The 16,904-nt window shown below is 72.5% G+C and carries 14 protein-coding genes; 5 read left to right on the top strand and 9 right to left on the bottom strand.

Translation table 11 applies throughout. The features are described 5' to 3' along the window. Window position 1: 1 nt before the first annotated feature. Both HGAM_RS18080 and mshA read right to left on the bottom strand, forming a co-directional pair. Entirely contained in the window at window positions 2-505 is a 504-nt protein-coding gene (locus tag HGAM_RS18080) for a type III secretion system chaperone family protein (RefSeq protein ID WP_019144649.1), read from the bottom strand. Next, window positions 502-1,752 carry a D-inositol-3-phosphate glycosyltransferase gene (gene mshA / locus HGAM_RS06395; protein ID WP_038951603.1) on the bottom strand — a complete coding sequence of 417 codons (1,251 nt, stop codon included), beginning with the start codon at window positions 1,750-1,752 and terminating at the stop codon, window positions 502-504. The genes HGAM_RS18080 and mshA overlap by 4 nt, the downstream gene beginning before the upstream one ends. Before the next feature lie 78 nt (window positions 1,753-1,830). On the opposite strand from mshA, the gene HGAM_RS06390 reads away from it, so the two are divergent. Beyond that, a complete protein-coding gene (locus HGAM_RS06390) occupies window positions 1,831-2,580 on the top strand; it encodes an SDR family oxidoreductase (protein ID WP_019144647.1) in 750 nt (249 codons plus the stop codon). A gap of 93 nt (window positions 2,581-2,673) precedes the next feature. Here the strand turns inward: HGAM_RS06390 and HGAM_RS06385 are convergent, their stop codons facing one another. Beyond that, on the bottom strand, window positions 2,674-4,188 hold the full coding sequence (locus tag HGAM_RS06385) for an acyl-CoA synthetase (protein WP_019144646.1): 1,515 nt from the start codon (window positions 4,186-4,188) through the stop codon (window positions 2,674-2,676). 93 nt (window positions 4,189-4,281) lie between these two features. On the opposite strand from HGAM_RS06385, the gene HGAM_RS06380 reads away from it, so the two are divergent. The 3 genes from HGAM_RS06380 (at window position 4,282) to HGAM_RS06370 (ending at window position 7,945) form a co-directional block, all read left to right on the top strand. Next, a complete protein-coding gene (locus tag HGAM_RS06380; RefSeq protein ID WP_019144645.1) occupies window positions 4,282-5,424 on the top strand; it encodes an acyl-CoA dehydrogenase family protein in 1,143 nt (380 codons plus the stop codon). 19 nt (window positions 5,425-5,443) lie between these two features. Then, window positions 5,444-6,199 (top strand): SDR family NAD(P)-dependent oxidoreductase, encoded by a 756-nt coding sequence (locus HGAM_RS06375; RefSeq protein WP_019144644.1) that lies wholly within the window; start codon window positions 5,444-5,446, stop codon window positions 6,197-6,199. A 168-nt stretch (window positions 6,200-6,367) separates the two neighbouring features. Beyond that, entirely contained in the window at window positions 6,368-7,945 is a 1,578-nt protein-coding gene (locus HGAM_RS06370) for a Na+/H+ antiporter (RefSeq protein WP_019144643.1), read from the top strand. Between the two features lie 55 nt (window positions 7,946-8,000). On the opposite strand, the gene HGAM_RS06365 is transcribed toward HGAM_RS06370, so the two are convergent. After that, complete coding sequence (locus HGAM_RS06365; RefSeq protein WP_019144642.1) at window positions 8,001-9,566, bottom strand: DHA2 family efflux MFS transporter permease subunit; 1,566 nt, start codon at window positions 9,564-9,566, stop codon at window positions 8,001-8,003. 206 nt (window positions 9,567-9,772) lie between these two features. Here HGAM_RS06365 and typA point away from each other — a divergent pair, with 206 nt between their 5' ends. Beyond that, a complete protein-coding gene (gene typA, locus HGAM_RS06360) occupies window positions 9,773-11,635 on the top strand; it encodes a translational GTPase TypA (RefSeq protein ID WP_019144641.1) in 1,863 nt (620 codons plus the stop codon). 92 nt (window positions 11,636-11,727) lie between these two features. Here typA and HGAM_RS06355 read toward each other — a convergent pair whose 3' ends face one another. The 5 genes from HGAM_RS06355 to HGAM_RS06335 all read right to left on the bottom strand — a co-directional run bounded on the left by HGAM_RS06355 (window position 11,728) and on the right by HGAM_RS06335 (window position 16,891). Next, a complete protein-coding gene (locus tag HGAM_RS06355) occupies window positions 11,728-12,588 on the bottom strand; it encodes a hypothetical protein (RefSeq protein ID WP_019144640.1) in 861 nt (286 codons plus the stop codon). A gap of 361 nt (window positions 12,589-12,949) precedes the next feature. After that, window positions 12,950-13,498: a cysteine hydrolase family protein gene (locus tag HGAM_RS06350; RefSeq protein WP_019144639.1), complete on the bottom strand. Its 549-nt coding sequence runs from the start codon at window positions 13,496-13,498 to the stop codon at window positions 12,950-12,952. Next, complete coding sequence (locus tag HGAM_RS06345) at window positions 13,495-14,946, bottom strand: purine-cytosine permease family protein (protein ID WP_019144638.1); 1,452 nt, start codon at window positions 14,944-14,946, stop codon at window positions 13,495-13,497. The genes HGAM_RS06350 and HGAM_RS06345 overlap by 4 nt, the downstream gene beginning before the upstream one ends. Continuing rightward, window positions 14,943-15,896 (bottom strand): PfkB family carbohydrate kinase, encoded by a 954-nt coding sequence (locus HGAM_RS18075; protein WP_019144637.1) that lies wholly within the window; start codon window positions 15,894-15,896, stop codon window positions 14,943-14,945. Before HGAM_RS18075 ends, HGAM_RS06345 begins: the two co-directional genes overlap by 4 nt. Beyond that, complete coding sequence (locus HGAM_RS06335; RefSeq protein ID WP_019144636.1) at window positions 15,893-16,891, bottom strand: ADP-ribosylglycohydrolase family protein; 999 nt, start codon at window positions 16,889-16,891, stop codon at window positions 15,893-15,895. The genes HGAM_RS18075 and HGAM_RS06335 overlap by 4 nt, the downstream gene beginning before the upstream one ends. Window positions 16,892-16,904: the final 13 nt, after the last annotated feature.

The raw sequence follows: 16,904 nt of genomic DNA, 5'->3' as shown, positions 1-16,904 counted from the left end.
ATCACGCCTCGCTCGGGGCGTCGGGGCGGAAGCGCTCGAACGCCGCCAGGTTCTTCGTGGACTCCCCACGCGACAGCCGCCACTCCCACTCCTTGCGGATCGAGGTCTCGAAGCCGAGCTCGAGGATCGGGTTGAACGACTCGTCGGCGTAGGTGAGCACCGAGCCGAGCAGCCGGTCGACCTCGTCGGGCGTGACCGATTCCAGCGACACGCGTCCGTCGAGGTAGACGTCGCCGGCCGCGTCGAGCGCGAACGCAACGCCGTACAGCTTGAGGTTGCGCTCCAGCAGCCAGCGGTAGACGGCCTCGTGGTTCTCGTCGGGGCGCCGGGCGACGAAGGCGTGGATGGCCAGCGAGTGCCGGCCGACCTCCAGGCGCACGGTGGTCTTGAGCTTGCGCTCGCCGGGCAGGTCGACGTCGAAGGCGCCGGGCCGGTGCTCGGTGTGCTCGAGCCCCGAGCGCTCCAGGGCGTCGCGGACCACCTCGGCCGCGTGCTGCTGGGTCATCGACGTCCTTCCCGGGCGGCGCGCGCCGCCTCGTACACCTCGAGCGTACGGTCCACGGTCGCCTCCCACCCGAAGGACGAGGCGTGCTCGACCGCCTTGCGGCCCATGGCGTCGGCCAGGCCGGGATCGGTGACGAGCCGCTCGAGCGCGTCGGCCCAGTCGGCCGGGTCGTGGCCGTCGACGAGCAGCCCGCTGACCTCGTCGGCGACCGCGGTGGGCAGACCCCCGACGCGGGCGGCGACCACGGGCGTGCCACAGGCCTGGGCCTCGATCGCGACGAGGCCGAACGACTCGTTGTACGACGGGACGCAGACCGCGGTGGCGGCGGCGTACCAGTCGGCCAGCACGTCCTGGCGCACCGGCGGCTCGAACCGCACGACGTCGTCCAGGCCCAGCTCGCGCGACAGGTCGGCGAGCGCGTCCGGGGCGTCCAGGCCCGAGCCCGACGCTCCCCCGACGACCGGGACGACCAGGCGCTCGCGCAGCGACGGGTCGCGCTCCAGCAGCACCGCGACGGCACGCAGCAGCACGTCCGGCGCCTTGAGCGGCTGGATGCGTCCGGCGAACAGGAGCACGACGGCGTCGTCAACCAGGCCCAGCGCGGTGCGCGCGGTCTCGGACCGGTCGGCGCGGAAGACGTCGAGGTCGACGCCGGGGTGCACGACCACGACCTGGGCCGGGTCGGCCTCGTAGAGACCGACGAGCTCGGCGGCCTCCTCCTCGGTGTTGGCCACGAGCCGGTCGGCGAGCCGGACGATCTCCTCCTCGCCGCGCACGCGACCGATCGGCTCGGGGGCGTCGCCCTCGGCGAGCCGGGCGTTCTTGACCTTGGCCATCGTGTGCATCGTGTGCACCAGCGGCACCGACCAGCGCTCCGCGGCGACCGTGCCCACCTGGCCGGACAGCCAGTAGTGCGAGTGGACGACGTCGAACGTGCCCGGCCCGTTCTCGACCTCGGCGCGCAGCACGTCACGCACGAACGAGCACATCTGCGCCGGCAGGTCGTTCTTCGTCAGGCCCTCGAACGGCCCCGCGGCGACGTGGTGGACGCGGACCCCCTCGAAGGCGTCGTGGACCTCGGGCTGGCTGGACGACGTGGCGCGCGTGAAGATGTCGACCTCCACGCCGCGCGCGGCGAGCCGTCGGGACAGCTCGAGCACGTACACGTTCATGCCGCCGGCGTCCCCGTCCCCCGGCTGCTCCAGCGGGGAGGTGTGCGCCGAGAGCATCGCGACCCGTCGGATCATCAGCACCTCGCCTTCGGCCTCCCATCATCCCACCGCGTCCCACCTCGGCACGGCGAGGGCGTCTGGGAGCATGAGCCCATGAGCACCCGCACCGCCGTCGTCACCGGCGCCAGCAGCGGCATCGGCGCCGCGACCGCCCGCGCCCTGGCCGGGGACGGCTTCCACGTCTACTGCGCCGCGCGCCGTCAGGAGCGCGTCGAGGCGCTCGCCACCGAGATCGGCGGCACCGCCGTCGTCTGCGACGTCACCGATCCCACGTCGGTCGCCGCGCTGGCCGAGCAGGTCGGCCCGCGGCTGGACGTCCTGGTCAACAACGCCGGTGGCGCGATCGGCCTGGACCCGGTCGCCAAGGCCGACCCGCAGGCGTGGCGCGACATGTACGAGAGCAACGTCATCGGCACGCTGCAGGTCACCCAGGCCCTGGTCGACGCCCTCGTGGCGTCGGGCGCGGGACTGCTGGTGAACGTCGGCTCGACGGCGGGCTTCACCGCCTACGAGGGGGGCGGCGGCTACACGGCGGCCAAGCACGCGGTGAAGGTCATGACCGAGACGCTGCGGCTGGAGCTCAACGGCCTGCCGGTGCGGGTCACCGAGATCGCGCCGGGCATGGTGCGCACCGACGAGTTCGCGCTCAACCGCTTCGGCGGCGACGCGGCCGCCGCCGGCAAGGTCTACGAGGGCGTCGCCGAGCCGCTCGTCGCCGAGGACGTCGCCGAGGCGATCCGCTGGGTGGCGTCGCTGCCCGCCCACGTGGACGTCGACAAGCTGGTCATCAAGCCGGTCGCCCAGGCCGCGCAGCACAAGGTGCACCGCACCTCCCTCGACTGAGCCTCACCCCGGTGGGGCGTCCGCCGCGATGTGTGGAGGAATGAACCTGTTCTCCGGCTAGACAGGTCGATTCCTTCACACTTCGCGGCGGCGCTAGGCCTGGGTGAGCTCGTCGCGGAGGACGCGCTTGAGCAGCTTGCCCGACTGGTTGCGCGGCAGCTCGGGCACGAGGTGGACGCGCTTGGGGATCTTGTAGCCGGCCAGGTGCTGCTTGGCGTGGGCGACGAGCTCGGCCTCGGTCACGTCCGCCTTGGTGACGACGACGGCGGTGACCGCCTCGATCCAGCGCTCGTCCGGGGTGCCGATCACGGCCACCTCCGCGACCGCCGGATGCGTGTAGAGGACGTCCTCGACCTCGCGCGACGCGACCAGCACGCCGCCGGTGTTGATGACGTCCTTGATCCGGTCGACGACGGCGAGGAAGCCCTGCTCGTCCTGCACGACGAGGTCGCCGGAGTGGAACCAGTCGCCGGTGAACGCCTCGGCCGTCTCGTCGGGCTTGTCCCAGTAGCCCGCGCACAGCTGGGGCGAGCGGTAGACGACCTCGCCGGGCGTGCCCGGCGGGACGTCGTGCCCGTCGGCGTCAACGACCCGCGTCTCGACGAACAGCACCGGACGTCCGGCCGAGTCGGGACGCTCGGCGTGCTCCTCGGGACGCAGCACGGTGGCCAGCGGACCGATCTCGGACTGGCCGAAGCAGTTGTAGAAGCCCAGACCGGGCAGGGCGTCCTGCAGCCGCTTCAGCACGGGCGTGGGCATGATCGAGGCCCCGTAGTACGCCTTGCGCAGGCTGGACAGGTCGCGCGTGCCGAAGTCGTCGTGGTTGGCCAGCGGAACCCAGACCGTCGGGGCCAGGAAGAGCGAGCCGATGCTCCGCTCCTCGACCAGCGCCAGCACCTCGGGCACCACCGGCGCCTCGACCAGGTGGTTCGTCGCGCCGATGGCCAGGTACGGCACGAGGAACACGTGCATGCCGGCCGAGTGGTAGAGCGGCATCGCGTGCAGCGGCTCGTCGCCGGGGGCGAAGTCCAGGGCGGTGATGCTCGACAGGTACTCGTGGACGAGCGCGCGGTGGGTCATCATCGCGCCCTTGGGCTTGGACGTGGTGCCGGACGTGTAGAGCAGCTGCACCAGGTCCGTGTCGGCCACGTCGACGTCCAGCTCGGGCACGTCGCCGGCGCCCACCTGCTCGAGCAACGAGCCGTCCTCGTCGCGCAGCGCGAGGACGTGGTCGAGCGTCAGGCCGGCACCCTCGAGCGTCGGTCGCAGGGCCGGGTCGAGCAGCACCGCCCGCGCGCCGGACTGCTGCACCAGGTAGGCCAGCTCCTCCCCCGTCAGCGCGAAGTTGACCGGCACGTGCACGAGCCCGGCGCGGGCGCAGCCGAGGAAGGCGAGCAGGTAGGCGTCGGAGTTCTTGCCGTAGGCGGCGACCCGGTCGCCGCGCTCGAGCCCGAGGTCGAGCAGCAGCCGCGCGGTGCGGCTGACCGCGGCGTCGAGCTCGGCGTACGTCCAGGCGCGGTCCTGGAAGTGCAGCGCGGTGCGGTCCGGGGTGCGGCGGGCGCTGCGCCGGACGAGGCCGTCGACGGTGCTGGAGCGAGGATCGGTCATGGACGCATGCTAGGACGTCCTAGTATCACTGCGGGAGCCTCGCGCTCCCACCCGGCGCCCGCCCGCGCCGACCGTCCGCCGAGAGGAGCCCGCATGCCCGCCGACCGGCTCATGCCCACCCCCGAGTCCGCCGACCTGGTCGAGCTGACCCGCAGCATCGTCGACAAGGAGCTGCGTCCGCGTGTCGACGAGGCCGAGCGCAGCCACACCTTCCCGCGCGACGTCTTCCGCACGCTCGGCCGCGCCGGACTGCTCGGCCTGCCCTACCCCGAGGAGGTCGGCGGCGCCGGCCAGCCCTACGAGGTCTACCTGCAGGTGGTCGAGGAGATCGCCACCGCGTGGGCCGCCGTGGGCGTCGGCACGAGCGTGCACGCGCTGTCGAGCTTCCCGCTGTTCACCGCCGGCACCCCGGAGCAGCAGGAGCGGTGGCTGCCCGACATGCTCGGCGGCGACCAGCTCGGCGCGTACTGCCTGTCCGAGGCGCACGCGGGCTCGGACCCGGCCGCGATGCGCACCCGCGCCGTCCGCGACGGCGACGAGTACGTGCTCAACGGCGCCAAGGCCTGGACCACCCACGGCGGCGAGGCCGACTTCTACACCGTCATGGCCCGCACGTCCGACGACGGCGGCCGCGGCATCAGCTGCTTCCTCGTGCCCGCGGACGCCGAGGGGCTCAGCGCCGACGTGCCCGAGGACAAGATGGGCCTCATGTCGTCCACGACGGCCACCATGCTGCTCGACGACGTGCGGGTGCCGCTCGAGCGCCGCGTGGGCGAGGAGGGCCAGGGCCTGTCGATCGCGCTCGCCGGCCTGGACGCCGGACGGCTCGGCATCGCCGCCGTCGCCACCGGCGTGGCCCAGGGCGCGCTCGACCTGGCCGTCCGCTACGCGAAGGAGCGCGAGGCCTTCGGCAAGGCGATCATCGACCACCAGGGGCTGGCCTTCGTGCTGGCCGACATGGCTGCCGCCGTCGAGTCCGCCCGCGCCACGTACCTGCACGCCGCCCGGCTCAAGGACGCCGGACGGCCCTACGGCCGGCAGGCGTCCGTGGCCAAGCTGGTCGCCACCGACAACGCGATGAAGGTGACGACCGACGCCGTCCAGGTGCTCGGCGGCGCCGGCTACACGAAGGACTTCCCGGCCGAGCGCTACATGCGCGAGACGAAGGTCATGCAGATCTTCGAGGGCACCAACCAGATCCAGCGACTCGTCATCAGCCGCCACCTGGCGCGCTGACCACCCCGACAGGAGAGACATGCAGCTCACCGGCAACGCCGCCATCGTCACGGGCGGGGCCTCGGGCCTCGGCGCCGCCACCGCCCGCGCCTTCGCCGAGAAGGGCGCGCACGTGTTCGCGCTCGACCTGCCCGGATCGATCGCGGACGCCCCGCAGGTCGACGGCGTCACCTACCTGGCTGCCGACGTGACGAGCGAGGAGGAGGTGCGTGCCGCCGTGGCGACCGCCGCCGAGGCCGCTCCGCTGCGCGTGGCCGTGAGCTGCGCCGGCATCGGGCCGTCCGCCCGCATCCTCGGCAAGCGCGGCACGCACGACCTCTCGCTGTATCGCAAGGTCGTCGAGATCAACCTGGTCGGCACGTTCACCGTCATGACGCTGGCGGCGGAGAAGATCGCCGAGACCGAGCCGCTCGAGGACGGTCAGCGCGGCGTCGTGGTCAACACGGCCTCGATCGCGGCGTTCGACGGCCAGGTCGGCCAGGCCGCTTACGCGTCGTCCAAGGGCGGCGTCGTCGGCCTGACCCTGCCGGCCGCGCGCGACCTCGCGCAGCACGGCATCCGGGTCAACACCATCGCCCCGGGCATCGTCGAGACGCCCATGCTGGCCACCGTCTCGGACGAGTTCCGCGCCGGGCTCGCCGCCGGCGTGCCGTTCCCGCAGCGCCTCGCCCGTCCCGAGGAGTACGCCCAGCTGGCGACGTTCCTGGTCGAGCACGACTACCTCAACGGCGAGGTCGTGCGCATGGACGGCGCCCTGCGCATGCCCCCGCGCTGACCTTGTCCCCACGCAGCGGGCCCGCGACCTCCCGGAGGTCGCGGGCCCGCTGCCGTGCGGGGCGAGCCGTGCCCGCGTGACGGCGCGTCCCGGCCGAGCGCGACCCGGCCGGGCTGGGAGCCGTTCGGTACCGTTGCGGCAAGTCAACCAGTTGTGCGGAGGCCGCCCGTGGAGTTCCTGACCCTGCTCGTCGCACTCCTGGTCGGCACGGTCGTCCTCGTCGGGGTCGCGGAGCGCGCCCGCCTGCCGTACCCGATCCTCATGCTGCTGTTCGCGGCGCTCGTGGCCTTCGTGCCGGGCATCCCGGAGATCCACGTCGAGCCGGAGCTCATCCTGCCGCTCTTCCTGCCGCCGCTGCTGTTCGCCGCGGCGCAGCGCAGCTCGTGGTCGACCTTCCGGATGCGCTGGCGGACGCTGATCCTGCTCGCCGTCGCCCTCGTCGTCGTCAGCGCGCTCGCCGTCGCCGGCACCACGATGCTCGTGGTCGGCTCGATGACCCTGCCGGCCGCGCTCATGCTGGGCGCCCTGGTCTCCCCGCCGGACCCGGTCGCCGTCGAGGCCGTCGCCGGCAAGGTCGGCATGCGCCGGCGGCTGGTGACGACGCTGCAGACCGAGGGCCTGTTCAACGACGCGATGGCGATCGTGCTGTTCCAGGCGGCGCTCTCGGCGACCGTGGCCGGTGGCGACCTCACCGCCGGCGACCTCGCCCTCTCCTTCGTCGTCGGCTCGGCCGGCGCGGCCCTGCTCGGCTACGTCGTGGCCGCGATCGTCGCCTGGGTCGCGGCTGCGGTGCCGAGCCTGGTGGCGCACAGCGCGGCCACGCTCGTCGCGCCGTACGCGGTGTACCTGGCCGCCGAGGAGGCGCACCTGTCGGGCGTCGTCGCGGTCGTCGTCACGGCCCTGGAGATCGGACGGCGGGCGCGTCCGCAGGACTCCGAGGAGCGCCTCACGCGGCGCGCCTTCTGGGACGTCGTGGAGCTGCTGACCACGGGCGTCGCGTTCGGCCTGGTCGGCATGGAGATGCGCTACATCATCGCCGACGAGGGCCGCGAGATCGCCCGCTTCATCCCGGGCGTCGTGGCGGTGTGCGTCGTCGCGGTCGTCGTCCGGCTGCTGTGGATGCTGGGCATGCACGCGGTCGCCCGGCGCGAGGGCACCCCGCTGCTCGCACCCGCGTCGCTCAAGGAGGTGCTGGTGCTGACCTGGTGCGGCATGCGCGGCCTGGCGACGCTCGCGCTCGCGCTGGCCCTGCCGGTGACGCTGGACGACGGGTCGGCCTTCGAGCAGCGCAACTTCATCATCACCTGCGCCGCGGCGGTGCTGCTGGTGACGCTGGTGGTGCCCGGCCTGACCCTCCCGGCCCTCATGCGCTGGCTGGCCCTGCCGACGGGCGAGGCCGAGGAGCGCAAGGCCGAGCAGGCGCTGGCCCGGCGCGCGCAGAAGGCGGCGCTCGAGACCCTGCGCTCGCACTCGTCCGCGACGACGCTGACCGCCGAGCAGCGCCGCGCGATCGGCCGCCGATTGTCCGGCCTGGAGCGGATCCTCGACGCGGCCGCCGACGACGTGGACGAGCTGCACCGGTCCGCCCGGGAGGCCCGGTCGACCATGCAGGCGGTGGAGAAGGTCGCGCTGGACGCTGCCCGCACCGAGATCCTGCTGGCCCGCAACGAGGTGGGCACCGACCCCGAGGTGGTCGACCACCTGCTGCGCCGGCTCGACCTGCGCACGGTGCTTCTGGACCGCTAGGACGCACGAGGGCCCCCACCGCACGCGGTGGGGGCCCTCGTCTCGTGGTCGAGCGTCAGTGCATGACGATCGGCGCCTTGACGGCGTCGTCGTCGAGGCCCGCCTCGCGCTTGCGCGGCAGGAACGCCACGGGGATGAGCGTGAGGACGAGGATGATCGTCGCGACCCAGTAGGTGGTCGAGAACGCGTCCGCCCACTCGCTGAACCCGGTCGGGAGGAACGAGTCGCCGAGCTGGCGCGCCACCTCGAGCGCACCGGCCGGAGGCTCCTCGCCCTGGGCCTGCGCCTGGAGCGTCGCACCGAGCGCGGACGCCGCGTCGGACGCCTTGATCTGGTTGGTCAGCACGACGGTCATCAGCGCGACGCCGATCGAGCTGCCGACCTGCTGGATCACGTTGATCAGCGTCGAGCCGCGCGCCACCTCGTGCGCGCCGAGGGTGCGCAGCGCGGAGGTGAAGATCGGCATCATGGTCGCGCCCATGCCCAGGCCCATGACGAACAGCCAAGCCATGACCTGGATGTACGGCGTGTCGACCTCGGCGCTCTGCGTGAGGCCGAACATGCCCACGATGATGCCCACGAAGCCGAACGGCACGATGCGTCCGACCGGCAGGCGGTCGGCCAGCGTGCCGGCGATCGGCATCGTCAGCATCGCGCCGATGCCCTGCGGGGCCACGAGCAGGCCGGCCTTGAGCACCGACTCGCCGCGGATCTGCTGGAAGTAGGTCGGGACGAGCAGCAGGGCGCCGAAGAAGGCCAGCGTGAACAGGAACATCACGATGGTGGCCAGCGTCAGGTTGCGGTCCTTGAACAGGCGCAGGTCGAGCAGCGGGTGCTTCGGCTTGAACGAGTAGAAGACGAACGCGACGATCAGCGCCAGGCCGACCAGACCGGGCAGCAGCACCTTGGTGGACGCCACGGTGCCGGTCTCGGGGATCGAGGAGACGCCGTAGAGGAACAGCGCCAGGCCGGGCGACATGAGCAGCACGCCGACCAGGTCGAAGGACTCGCTCGGCTCGGTGTCGTCCTGGGGCAGGATCATGAACGCGTAGACCAGGGCGATGATGCCGATCGGCAGGTTGATCAGGAACACCCAGTGCCACGAGGCGGCGTCGATCAGCCAGCCGCCGAGGATCGGGCCCATGATCGGGCCGAGCAGCATCGGGATGCCCAGGATGGCCATCAGCCGGCCCATGCGGTGCGGGCCCGCGGCGCGGGTCATGATCGTCATGCCCAGGGGCATCAGCATGCCGCCGCCCAGGCCCTGGATGACGCGGAAGGCGACCAGCGACTCGATGCTCCAGGCCGTGGCGCAGGCCGCCGAGCCGAGCGTGAACAGCGCGAGCGCCGTGATGTAGAGGCGCTTGGTGCCGAAGCGGTCGGCCGCCCAGCCGGTCAGCGGGATGACCGCCGCGAGGGCCAGCGTGTAGCCGGTGACGGTCCACGCGACCGTGGACAGCTCGGAGACCCCGAACTCCTCCTGGAACGTCGGCAGGGCGACGTTCACCACGGTGATGTCGAGGATGGACATGATGGCGCCGAGCACGACGACGCCGGCCACCTTGAGGATGTCGGGAGTGATCTTGTCGTCGTCGGCTGCGTTCACAGCGGGGTTGGTCATAGGCACGTCCTGGTGAGGCTCGGTCTGTCCCGCGATGGTGACCGCGGGCGCGTCAGGCTACTGCAGGGCACTGACAGGGCGGTGAACATCGGTGAACGCCGAGGTATTCCCGGGCCTGCGCCCCACGCGCACGCGGCGGCATCCCGTAGACTTGATCCGGCCCGCAGTCGCGGAACCCACTCCCCACGCAAGGACGTCCCACCCGCATGCCCACTCGCTCCGACCTGCGCAACGTCGCGATCGTCGCCCACGTCGACCACGGCAAGACCACGCTCGTCGACGCCATGCTCCAGCAGCAGGGCGCCTACCAGTCCCACCAGGAAGTGACCGAGCGGGTCATGGACTCCGGCGACCTGGAGCGCGAGAAGGGCATCACGATCCTCGCGAAGAACACCGCCGTGCGCTACGAGGGCCCCGGCTCCGACGGCGGCGTCACCATCAACATCATCGACACCCCCGGCCACGCCGACTTCGGTGGCGAGGTCGAGCGCGGCCTGTCGATGGTCGACGCGGTCGTCCTGCTCGTCGACGCCTCCGAGGGCCCGCTGCCGCAGACCCGCTTCGTGCTGCGCAAGGCGCTCGCCGCGAAGATGCCGGTCATCCTGGTCGTCAACAAGGTCGACCGTCCCGACGCCCGCATCGCCGAGGTCGTCGACGAGACCTACGACCTGTTCCTGGACCTGCTCGGCGACGAGGCCAGCGACGACGCGCTCGACTTCCCCGTCGTCTACGCCTCGGGCAAGGCCGGCCGCGCCTCGATCGAGAAGCCCGAGGACGGCACGCTGCCCGAGAACGACAACCTCGAGCCGCTGTTCAAGACGATCCTCGACCACGTCCCGGCCCCCGAGTACACCGAGGGCGCGCCGCTGCAGGCGCACGTCACCAACCTCGACTCCTCGCCGTTCCTCGGCCGTCTGGCGCTCGTCCGCGTCGAGCAGGGCGAGCTGCGCAAGGGCCAGCAGGTCGCGTGGATGAAGCGCGACGGCTCGGTGCAGAACGTCAAGATCACCGAGCTGCTCATCACCGAGGCGCTCGAGCGCAAGCCCGGCGAGCAGGCCGGCCCCGGCGACATCGTCGCCGTCGCCGGCATGGCCGACATCATGATCGGCGAGACGCTGGCCGACCCGGAGAACCCGGTCGCGCTGCCGCTCATCCACGTCGACGAGCCGGCGATCTCGATGACGATCGGCACGAACACGTCCCCGCTGTCCGGTCGCGAGAAGGGCACCAAGGTCACCGCCCGCCTGGTCAAGGACCGCCTCGACTCCGAGCTCATCGGCAACGTGTCGCTGCGCGTCCTGCCGACCGACCGTCCGGACGCCTGGGAGGTCCAGGGTCGTGGCGAGCTCGCGCTGGCCATCCTGGTCGAGCAGATGCGCCGCGAGGGCTACGAGCTGACCGTCGGCAAGCCGCAGGTCGTCACCAAGCAGATCGACGGCAAGCTGCACGAGCCGATCGAGCGCCTGACGATCGACGCCCCCGAGGAGTACCTGGGCGCGATCACGCAGCTGCTGGCCGTCCGCAAGGGCCGCATGGAGCAGATGGTGAACCACGGCACCGGCTGGGTCCGCATGGAGTTCGTCGTCCCGTCGCGCGGCCTCATCGGCTTCCGCACCGAGTTCCTCACCGACACGCACGGCACCGGCATGGCGCACCACGTGTTCGAGGGCTACGAGCCGTGGTTCGGCGAGATCAACACGCGTCCGAGCGGCTCGCTCGTCGCCGACCGCGCCGGTGCGGCCACCGCGTACGCGATGACCAGCCTGCAGGAGCGCGGCACGATGTTCGTCGAGCCGACCACCGAGGTGTACGAGGGCATGATCGTCGGCGAGAACAGCCGCGACGACGACATGAACGTCAACATCACCAAGGAGAAGAAGCAGACCAACATCCGCTCGGCGACGTCGGACAACTTCGAGAAGCTGATCCCGCCGAAGAAGCTGTCGCTCGAGCAGTGCCTGGAGTTCTGCCGCGAGGACGAGTGCGTCGAGGTCACGCCGACCGCCGTGCGCATCCGCAAGGTCGTGCTGGACGCCGGAGAGCGCGCCCGCACCGCCCGCAAGCGCTGAGCCTGCTCCTCACGCGAGCCCGCCGGTCCCCGATGGGGATCGGCGGGCTCGTGCGTTGGGGGGCTGAAGGGTGGTGGCGCTTGGGCGGTGACTTAGCGTCCAACGACTCGTCGCAACGGTGAGGCAGCGTCCACGACGTGGCCGCCGGTGGACGCTAGGTCACCGGCCCACGGGACTCGCGCAGACACCGGACTGAACAGGCGCCACCAGCGGACACCGAACTGCGGCGGTGGCCCGTCGTACCCGTTGTCCCGCAGCAGAGCGTGGACGCGGAGCACGAGCGCCCGCGGGTGCTGCAGCATCTCGTGCGTGACTTGCAGGTACGTCCAGCCTCGGGCGCGGAGGTCCGCGTAGCGGGCCAGGTCGCGTCGCCACTGCGCCGGGTCGTGCAGGTGCTGTCGACCCTCGTACTCCAGCAGCAGGTTCCACGGCGCCAGGACGAGGTCGGACCGCGCCACGACCCGGTCGTCCTCCACGAGGTCGACGTTCGGGACGGGCACGGGAAGCCCGGCGGCGGCCACCACCAGTCGCAGCCGCGACTCCGGCAGGGACGCGCTGCGACCGTCGAGGGCAGGGACGATCGCGCGTGACTCGGCCGCACCGGGACGCCACGGATGGACGCGGGCGATCTCTGAGATCTCGGTCAGGGTCAGGTGCCCACGGTGCAGCAACCACTCACCTCGCGCCAGGACGTCGATCATCCGTCCCGTCGACACGGTCTGGACGAACGCGGCTGCCGGGGTGACGCCGTCGTCGTCGCACGGGGGCATGGCCTTTGTGCGGTGGAGGACGATGCCGTCCAGGTCGAGGTGGAGCTCGCCCTGGACGGTGAGGTGCACGGGTGCCACGGGGCCGACCGGAAGGCCGAGAAGCCGCAGCCGCGAGCCGTGGCTGATCCGCGCTCGAGCCGGCATCGCCATGACCGCCGCGCGGAGGACGTCCCGCTCGCTCATGGGATGATCGGCCGCCACCCAGACCCGCGGATGGAGACGACGGAATCGGCGTCCGCGCAGGACCTTCTCGCTGACCTCCAGCTCGCGTGCACGACGAGAGGTGAACGGGCCGTGCAGGAGCTCAGGAGGCACAGGACGCGGCGCTGGCATGTCACCAGGTCAGCATCGCGTCCGTGGCCGGGGCAGAAGCCGGACATCGCCTGTGGAATCCCGCGGTGGCCGGTCCGACGGTGGACGCTTTGCAACGGTTGGACACGTGGGCGGTGACCTAGCGTCCACCATGGACGGCAGCGTGGACGCTTGCTCACCGCCCGCCCGGGACGGTGGACGCTAGCTCACCGCCCCGACTCGCGGCGTGCCCTCAGGCGAGGAGGGCGGCGGTCGTGGTGATCGTCAGCTGGGGCGGGAACATCGCCATCGCGTCGAGGGCGCGCTGGTGGTCGGCCGGGGTCACGCCGGCGCAGGCGTCGGACGCGACCCGCACCCAGCAGCCGGCGTCGGCCGCGGCCAGGGCCGTCGTGATGACGCAGCAGTCGGTCGAGACGCCGCACAGGTCGAGCCGGCGCGAGCCGCCGGTGGCCGCGAGCAGCTCCGGGCCCCACTTGCCGAACGTCGGCGCGTCCACCACCGGGACGCCCGTCGCCGGGGCCAGCACGTCGACGACCTCCCACAACGGGGCCGCGGACGGCTCCAGGGCGAACGGCCAGTCGCGGTAGTAGTCGACCCACGCTCCCTGCGGCTCGGCCGGCGCCACGAAGCGGGTCATCACCACGCGTCCCTCGTAGGCGTCGACCAGCGCGCGGACGTTCGGGACGATCGCGTCGAAGTCGGCGCCCATCCCCCACGGGCTCGCCTCGGCGTCGGCGAACACGCGCTGCATGTCGACGACGACGAGCCAGGGATCGCTCACGCGACCCGCTCCTCCTGGCGGCGCACCGCGCGACGCTCGAGCAGCAGGTAGCCGAGGAAGCCGATCACGAGCGCCACGAGGACGCCGAGGCTCGCGAAGGCCCAGTCGCCCTCCTTGCCGCCCAGGACGCCCATGAAGTAGCCCTGCCAGTCCAGCCATCCGGCGTAGGTGTTGGTCACCAGCCCCCAGCCGACGACGGTGCCGACGACGAGCGTGCCGATCGCGCCCCAGCGGAACGCGCCGTAGCGCCCGGCCGGGTCGAACAGCGCGAGGTCGTCGAAGTCGCGCCGGCGCAGCAGCAGGTCGGCCAGCATGATGCCCGCCCAGGCTGCGATCGGGACGCCCAGCGTGATGAGGAAGCCCTGGAACTGGTCGAAGAAGCTCCCGGTCGCCACGAACAGCACCAGCACCGAGCCGATCACCATGATCACGCCGTCGATGGCGGCGGCGACCGGCCGCGAGACCGGCAGACCGAGGCTGAGCAGCGACAGGCCGGACGAGTAGATGTCGAGCAGCGCGCCGGCGACGAGCCCGAGCACGGCCACGACGACGAAGGGGATCAGGAACCACGTGGGCAGCAGCGTCGCGAGCGCCCCGATGGGGTTGGCCCCGATCGCGTCCTTGAGCGCGGGGTCCGAGCCGGCGAGCAGGAGGCCGAAGAGGATGAGCACGAGCGGCGCGGCGGAGAGCCCCAGCGCCGTCCACCCGGCCACGCCTGCGCCCGACGAGCTGCGCGGGAGGTAGCGGGAGTAGTCCGCCGCCGCGTTGACCCAGCCGAGACCGGTCGCGGTCATCATGAGGATGACGACGCCCACGACTGCGGGGAAGCCGCCGTTCGAGAGGGACGTCACCGCGTCCAGGTCGACCGTGTCGATCACCAGCACCACGTAGATGACGGTCAGGATGATGCCGACGTAGGTGATGAAGGTCTGGATGCGCATCACGGCGTCGTAGCCGAGCACGCCGCCGGCGATCACCAGCGCCACCACGACGGCGAGCGCCACGGCCTTGGTCGCGTCGCCGCCACCCCAGCCGAGCTCCTCGAACACGGTGCCGGTGGCGAGCGCGGCGAGCGAGACCAGGACGATCTCCCAGCCGACGCTGAGCAGCCACGAGACGGCCGCAGGCAGCTTGTTGCCCGTGACGCCGAACGACGCGCGCGACAGGACGAGCGTCGGCGCGGAGCCCCGCTTGCCGGCGATCGCGATCAGGCCCGCGAGCACGCCCGATCCGACGACGCCCACGATCGCGGCCAGGACGACCTGCCACCAGCTGACCCCGTAGTCGAGCGCGAACGAGCCGTAGCTGACCCCGAAGACCGAGATGGACGCCGCGGTCCAGGGCCAGAACAGGTCGCGGGGCGTGCCCTTGCGCTCGTCCTCGGCGATGACGTTGGTGCCGTTGAGCTCGACGCGGGTCGGCTCGAGCGGCTGCTCGGGGTGGGTCATGGGTTCTCCTCGGGGGAAGGCTGCGCCTCATCCTGTCGTGTCGCGAGCGCCGCGTCGATCACCGACGCCACCGGCGACGTCGCGGGTCCGCGTCGGGTCACCGCGATGGCGGCGGCGACGTTCGCGCGGCGCACCGCGTCGTCGAGGCCGAGGCCACGGGCGAGCCCGGCCATGGCGACGCCGGTGTGTGCGTCGCCGGCGCCGGTGGTGTCGACGGCGTCCACCGGGTGCGCCGCGTGGTGTCGCAGTCCGGACGCGTCGCGGACGTGGGTGCCGGAGGCCCCGTCGCGCAGCACGACCGCTCCCCCGCCGGCGATCCGGCCGAGCAGCGCCGCGGACGCGTCGCCGGGGTCGGACGCGCCGGTCAGCACGCGCGCCTCGCGGGCGTTGAGCGACAGCAGCCAGGTGCGGCGCAGGACGCGCTCGAGCAGGCCGGGGTCGAGGTCGGCCACGAGGGACGCCGGATCGAGCACGAGCCGTGCGGACGCCGGAAGCTGCTCGACCCAGCCGACGAGGGACGCGCTGGCGGGCACCGCGAGCGTGTATCCGCTGAGGTAGACCAGGTCGTCGGGACGCAGCGCGACCGACGCGAGGTGGTCGGCGTCCAGGTGCGTCTCGGCGCCGAAGGACGTCACGAACGTCCGCTCCCCCGACCCGTCGACGAGCACGACGCAGTAGCCGCTGTCCTGGTCCGGCAACGGGTCGAGCGCCGCCCTGACGCCCTCGGCGGCCAGGCCGGCCGCGACGACGTCGCCGAACGGACCGGTGCCGCGCAGCCCCGCCCACAGCACGTCCACGCCGTCCCGCGCCGCGGCCGTCAGCACGTTGAAGCCGCCGCCCGCCGTGATCGTGGACGTCGTGGCGAGTACGTCGCCACCGTGCTCAGGCAGGTGGGGCACGTCCATGACGACGTCGGCGATGACGGCGCCCACGTGGACCAGTCGGCTCACGGACGTGCCTCCCGCAGGGCCAGCAGGTCGCCGGCGACGGAAGCCAGGTCGAGCCCGTTCACCTCGGTCACGACGGCTACCGCGTCCGCAGGCCAGGCGCCCACGCCGTGCACCGAGCCCAGCACGGCGCCGAGGATCGCGGCGATGGTGTCGGTGTCGCCGCCCACCGAGGCGGCCAGGCACAGCGCGGCCCAGGGGTCGGGCTCGGCGGCGGCGATGGCGAAGGCGGCGACGACGGACTCCTGCGCGGCCACGCTCGTGCCGACGACGGTGTCGAGCTCGTCGGCCCACCGCTCCTGCGGCAGCGCCGGCAGGTGACGGGTCGCCCAGGCGATGCGAGCCCCGACGTGACCGCCGGCCACCCAGCGTCCCCGCTCGGCACCGAGGTCGGCGGCCCGCGGAGCGAGCTCCAGGACGTCCGCGAGCGTGCCGCCGGCGACGCCGACGCTCACCGCAGCGGCCACCGCCGTGGCGGCGCTGAGCCCCAGCGAGGTCGCGTGCGTGACGAACGAGGCCGCGACGACAGTGTCCACGAGGGCGTCCAGCGGCTCGGCGGGCACGGCGATGCCGACCGGGGCGATGCGCATGGCGGCGCCGTTGGTGACGCCGTCGCGTCCGGCCTGCTCCGGGGGCTCGCCGGCCGAGATCCGCTCGACGGCCCGCTTCGTCGACGGACCCAGCAGGTCGAGCGAGCCACGCGCGGCCATGTTGCGCTCCCAGGCGAGCAGCTCGGCGGCCAGGACGTCCGCCCCGACCGTGCCGCCGCCATCGACCAGCAGCTGCGCGAGCAGCAGCGCCTGCTCGGTGTCGTCGGTGATGCGCCCGGCCGGCATGCCGGCGGCGATGCGCTGGTGCGGCCCTGCGGCCACGAGCCCGGTGATCGTCCCGTGGTCGGCCTCGATCTGCGCCCGGCTCATCGACTGCGTCGACATCCCGAGGGCGTCGCCCAGCGCCAGCCCGGTGAGGGCACCGAGGGCTCGGTCGTACGACGTCACGAGGCCATCGTCC

Source organism: Aeromicrobium massiliense JC14 (assembly GCF_000312105.1).
GTDB classification, from domain to species: Bacteria; Actinomycetota; Actinomycetes; order Propionibacteriales; family Nocardioidaceae; genus Aeromicrobium; species Aeromicrobium massiliense.
The sequence above is the reverse complement of the archived record's forward strand: the minus strand, read 5'-3'. Positions and strand labels throughout refer to the sequence as shown.

Excerpts from the sequence above, each read along its gene's own strand:
- HGAM_RS06355 (WP_019144640.1), bottom strand. The coding sequence starts at position 12,588 with ATGAGCGAGCGGGACGTCCTCCGCGCGGCGGTCATGGCGATGCCGGCT.
- HGAM_RS18080 (WP_019144649.1), bottom strand. The coding sequence starts at position 505 with ATGACCCAGCAGCACGCGGCCGAGGTGGTCCGCGACGCCCTGGAGCGC.
- HGAM_RS06365 (WP_019144642.1), bottom strand. The coding sequence starts at position 9,566 with ATGACCAACCCCGCTGTGAACGCAGCCGACGACGACAAGATCACTCCC.
- HGAM_RS06385 (WP_019144646.1), bottom strand. The coding sequence starts at position 4,188 with ATGACCGATCCTCGCTCCAGCACCGTCGACGGCCTCGTCCGGCGCAGC.
- typA (WP_019144641.1), top strand. The coding sequence starts at position 9,773 with ATGCCCACTCGCTCCGACCTGCGCAACGTCGCGATCGTCGCCCACGTC.
- mshA (WP_038951603.1), bottom strand. The coding sequence starts at position 1,752 with ATGATCCGACGGGTCGCGATGCTCTCGGCGCACACCTCCCCGCTGGAG.
- HGAM_RS06375 (WP_019144644.1), top strand. The coding sequence starts at position 5,444 with ATGCAGCTCACCGGCAACGCCGCCATCGTCACGGGCGGGGCCTCGGGC.
- HGAM_RS06390 (WP_019144647.1), top strand. The coding sequence starts at position 1,831 with ATGAGCACCCGCACCGCCGTCGTCACCGGCGCCAGCAGCGGCATCGGC.
- HGAM_RS06380 (WP_019144645.1), top strand. The coding sequence starts at position 4,282 with ATGCCCGCCGACCGGCTCATGCCCACCCCCGAGTCCGCCGACCTGGTC.
- HGAM_RS06345 (WP_019144638.1), bottom strand. The coding sequence starts at position 14,946 with ATGACCCACCCCGAGCAGCCGCTCGAGCCGACCCGCGTCGAGCTCAAC.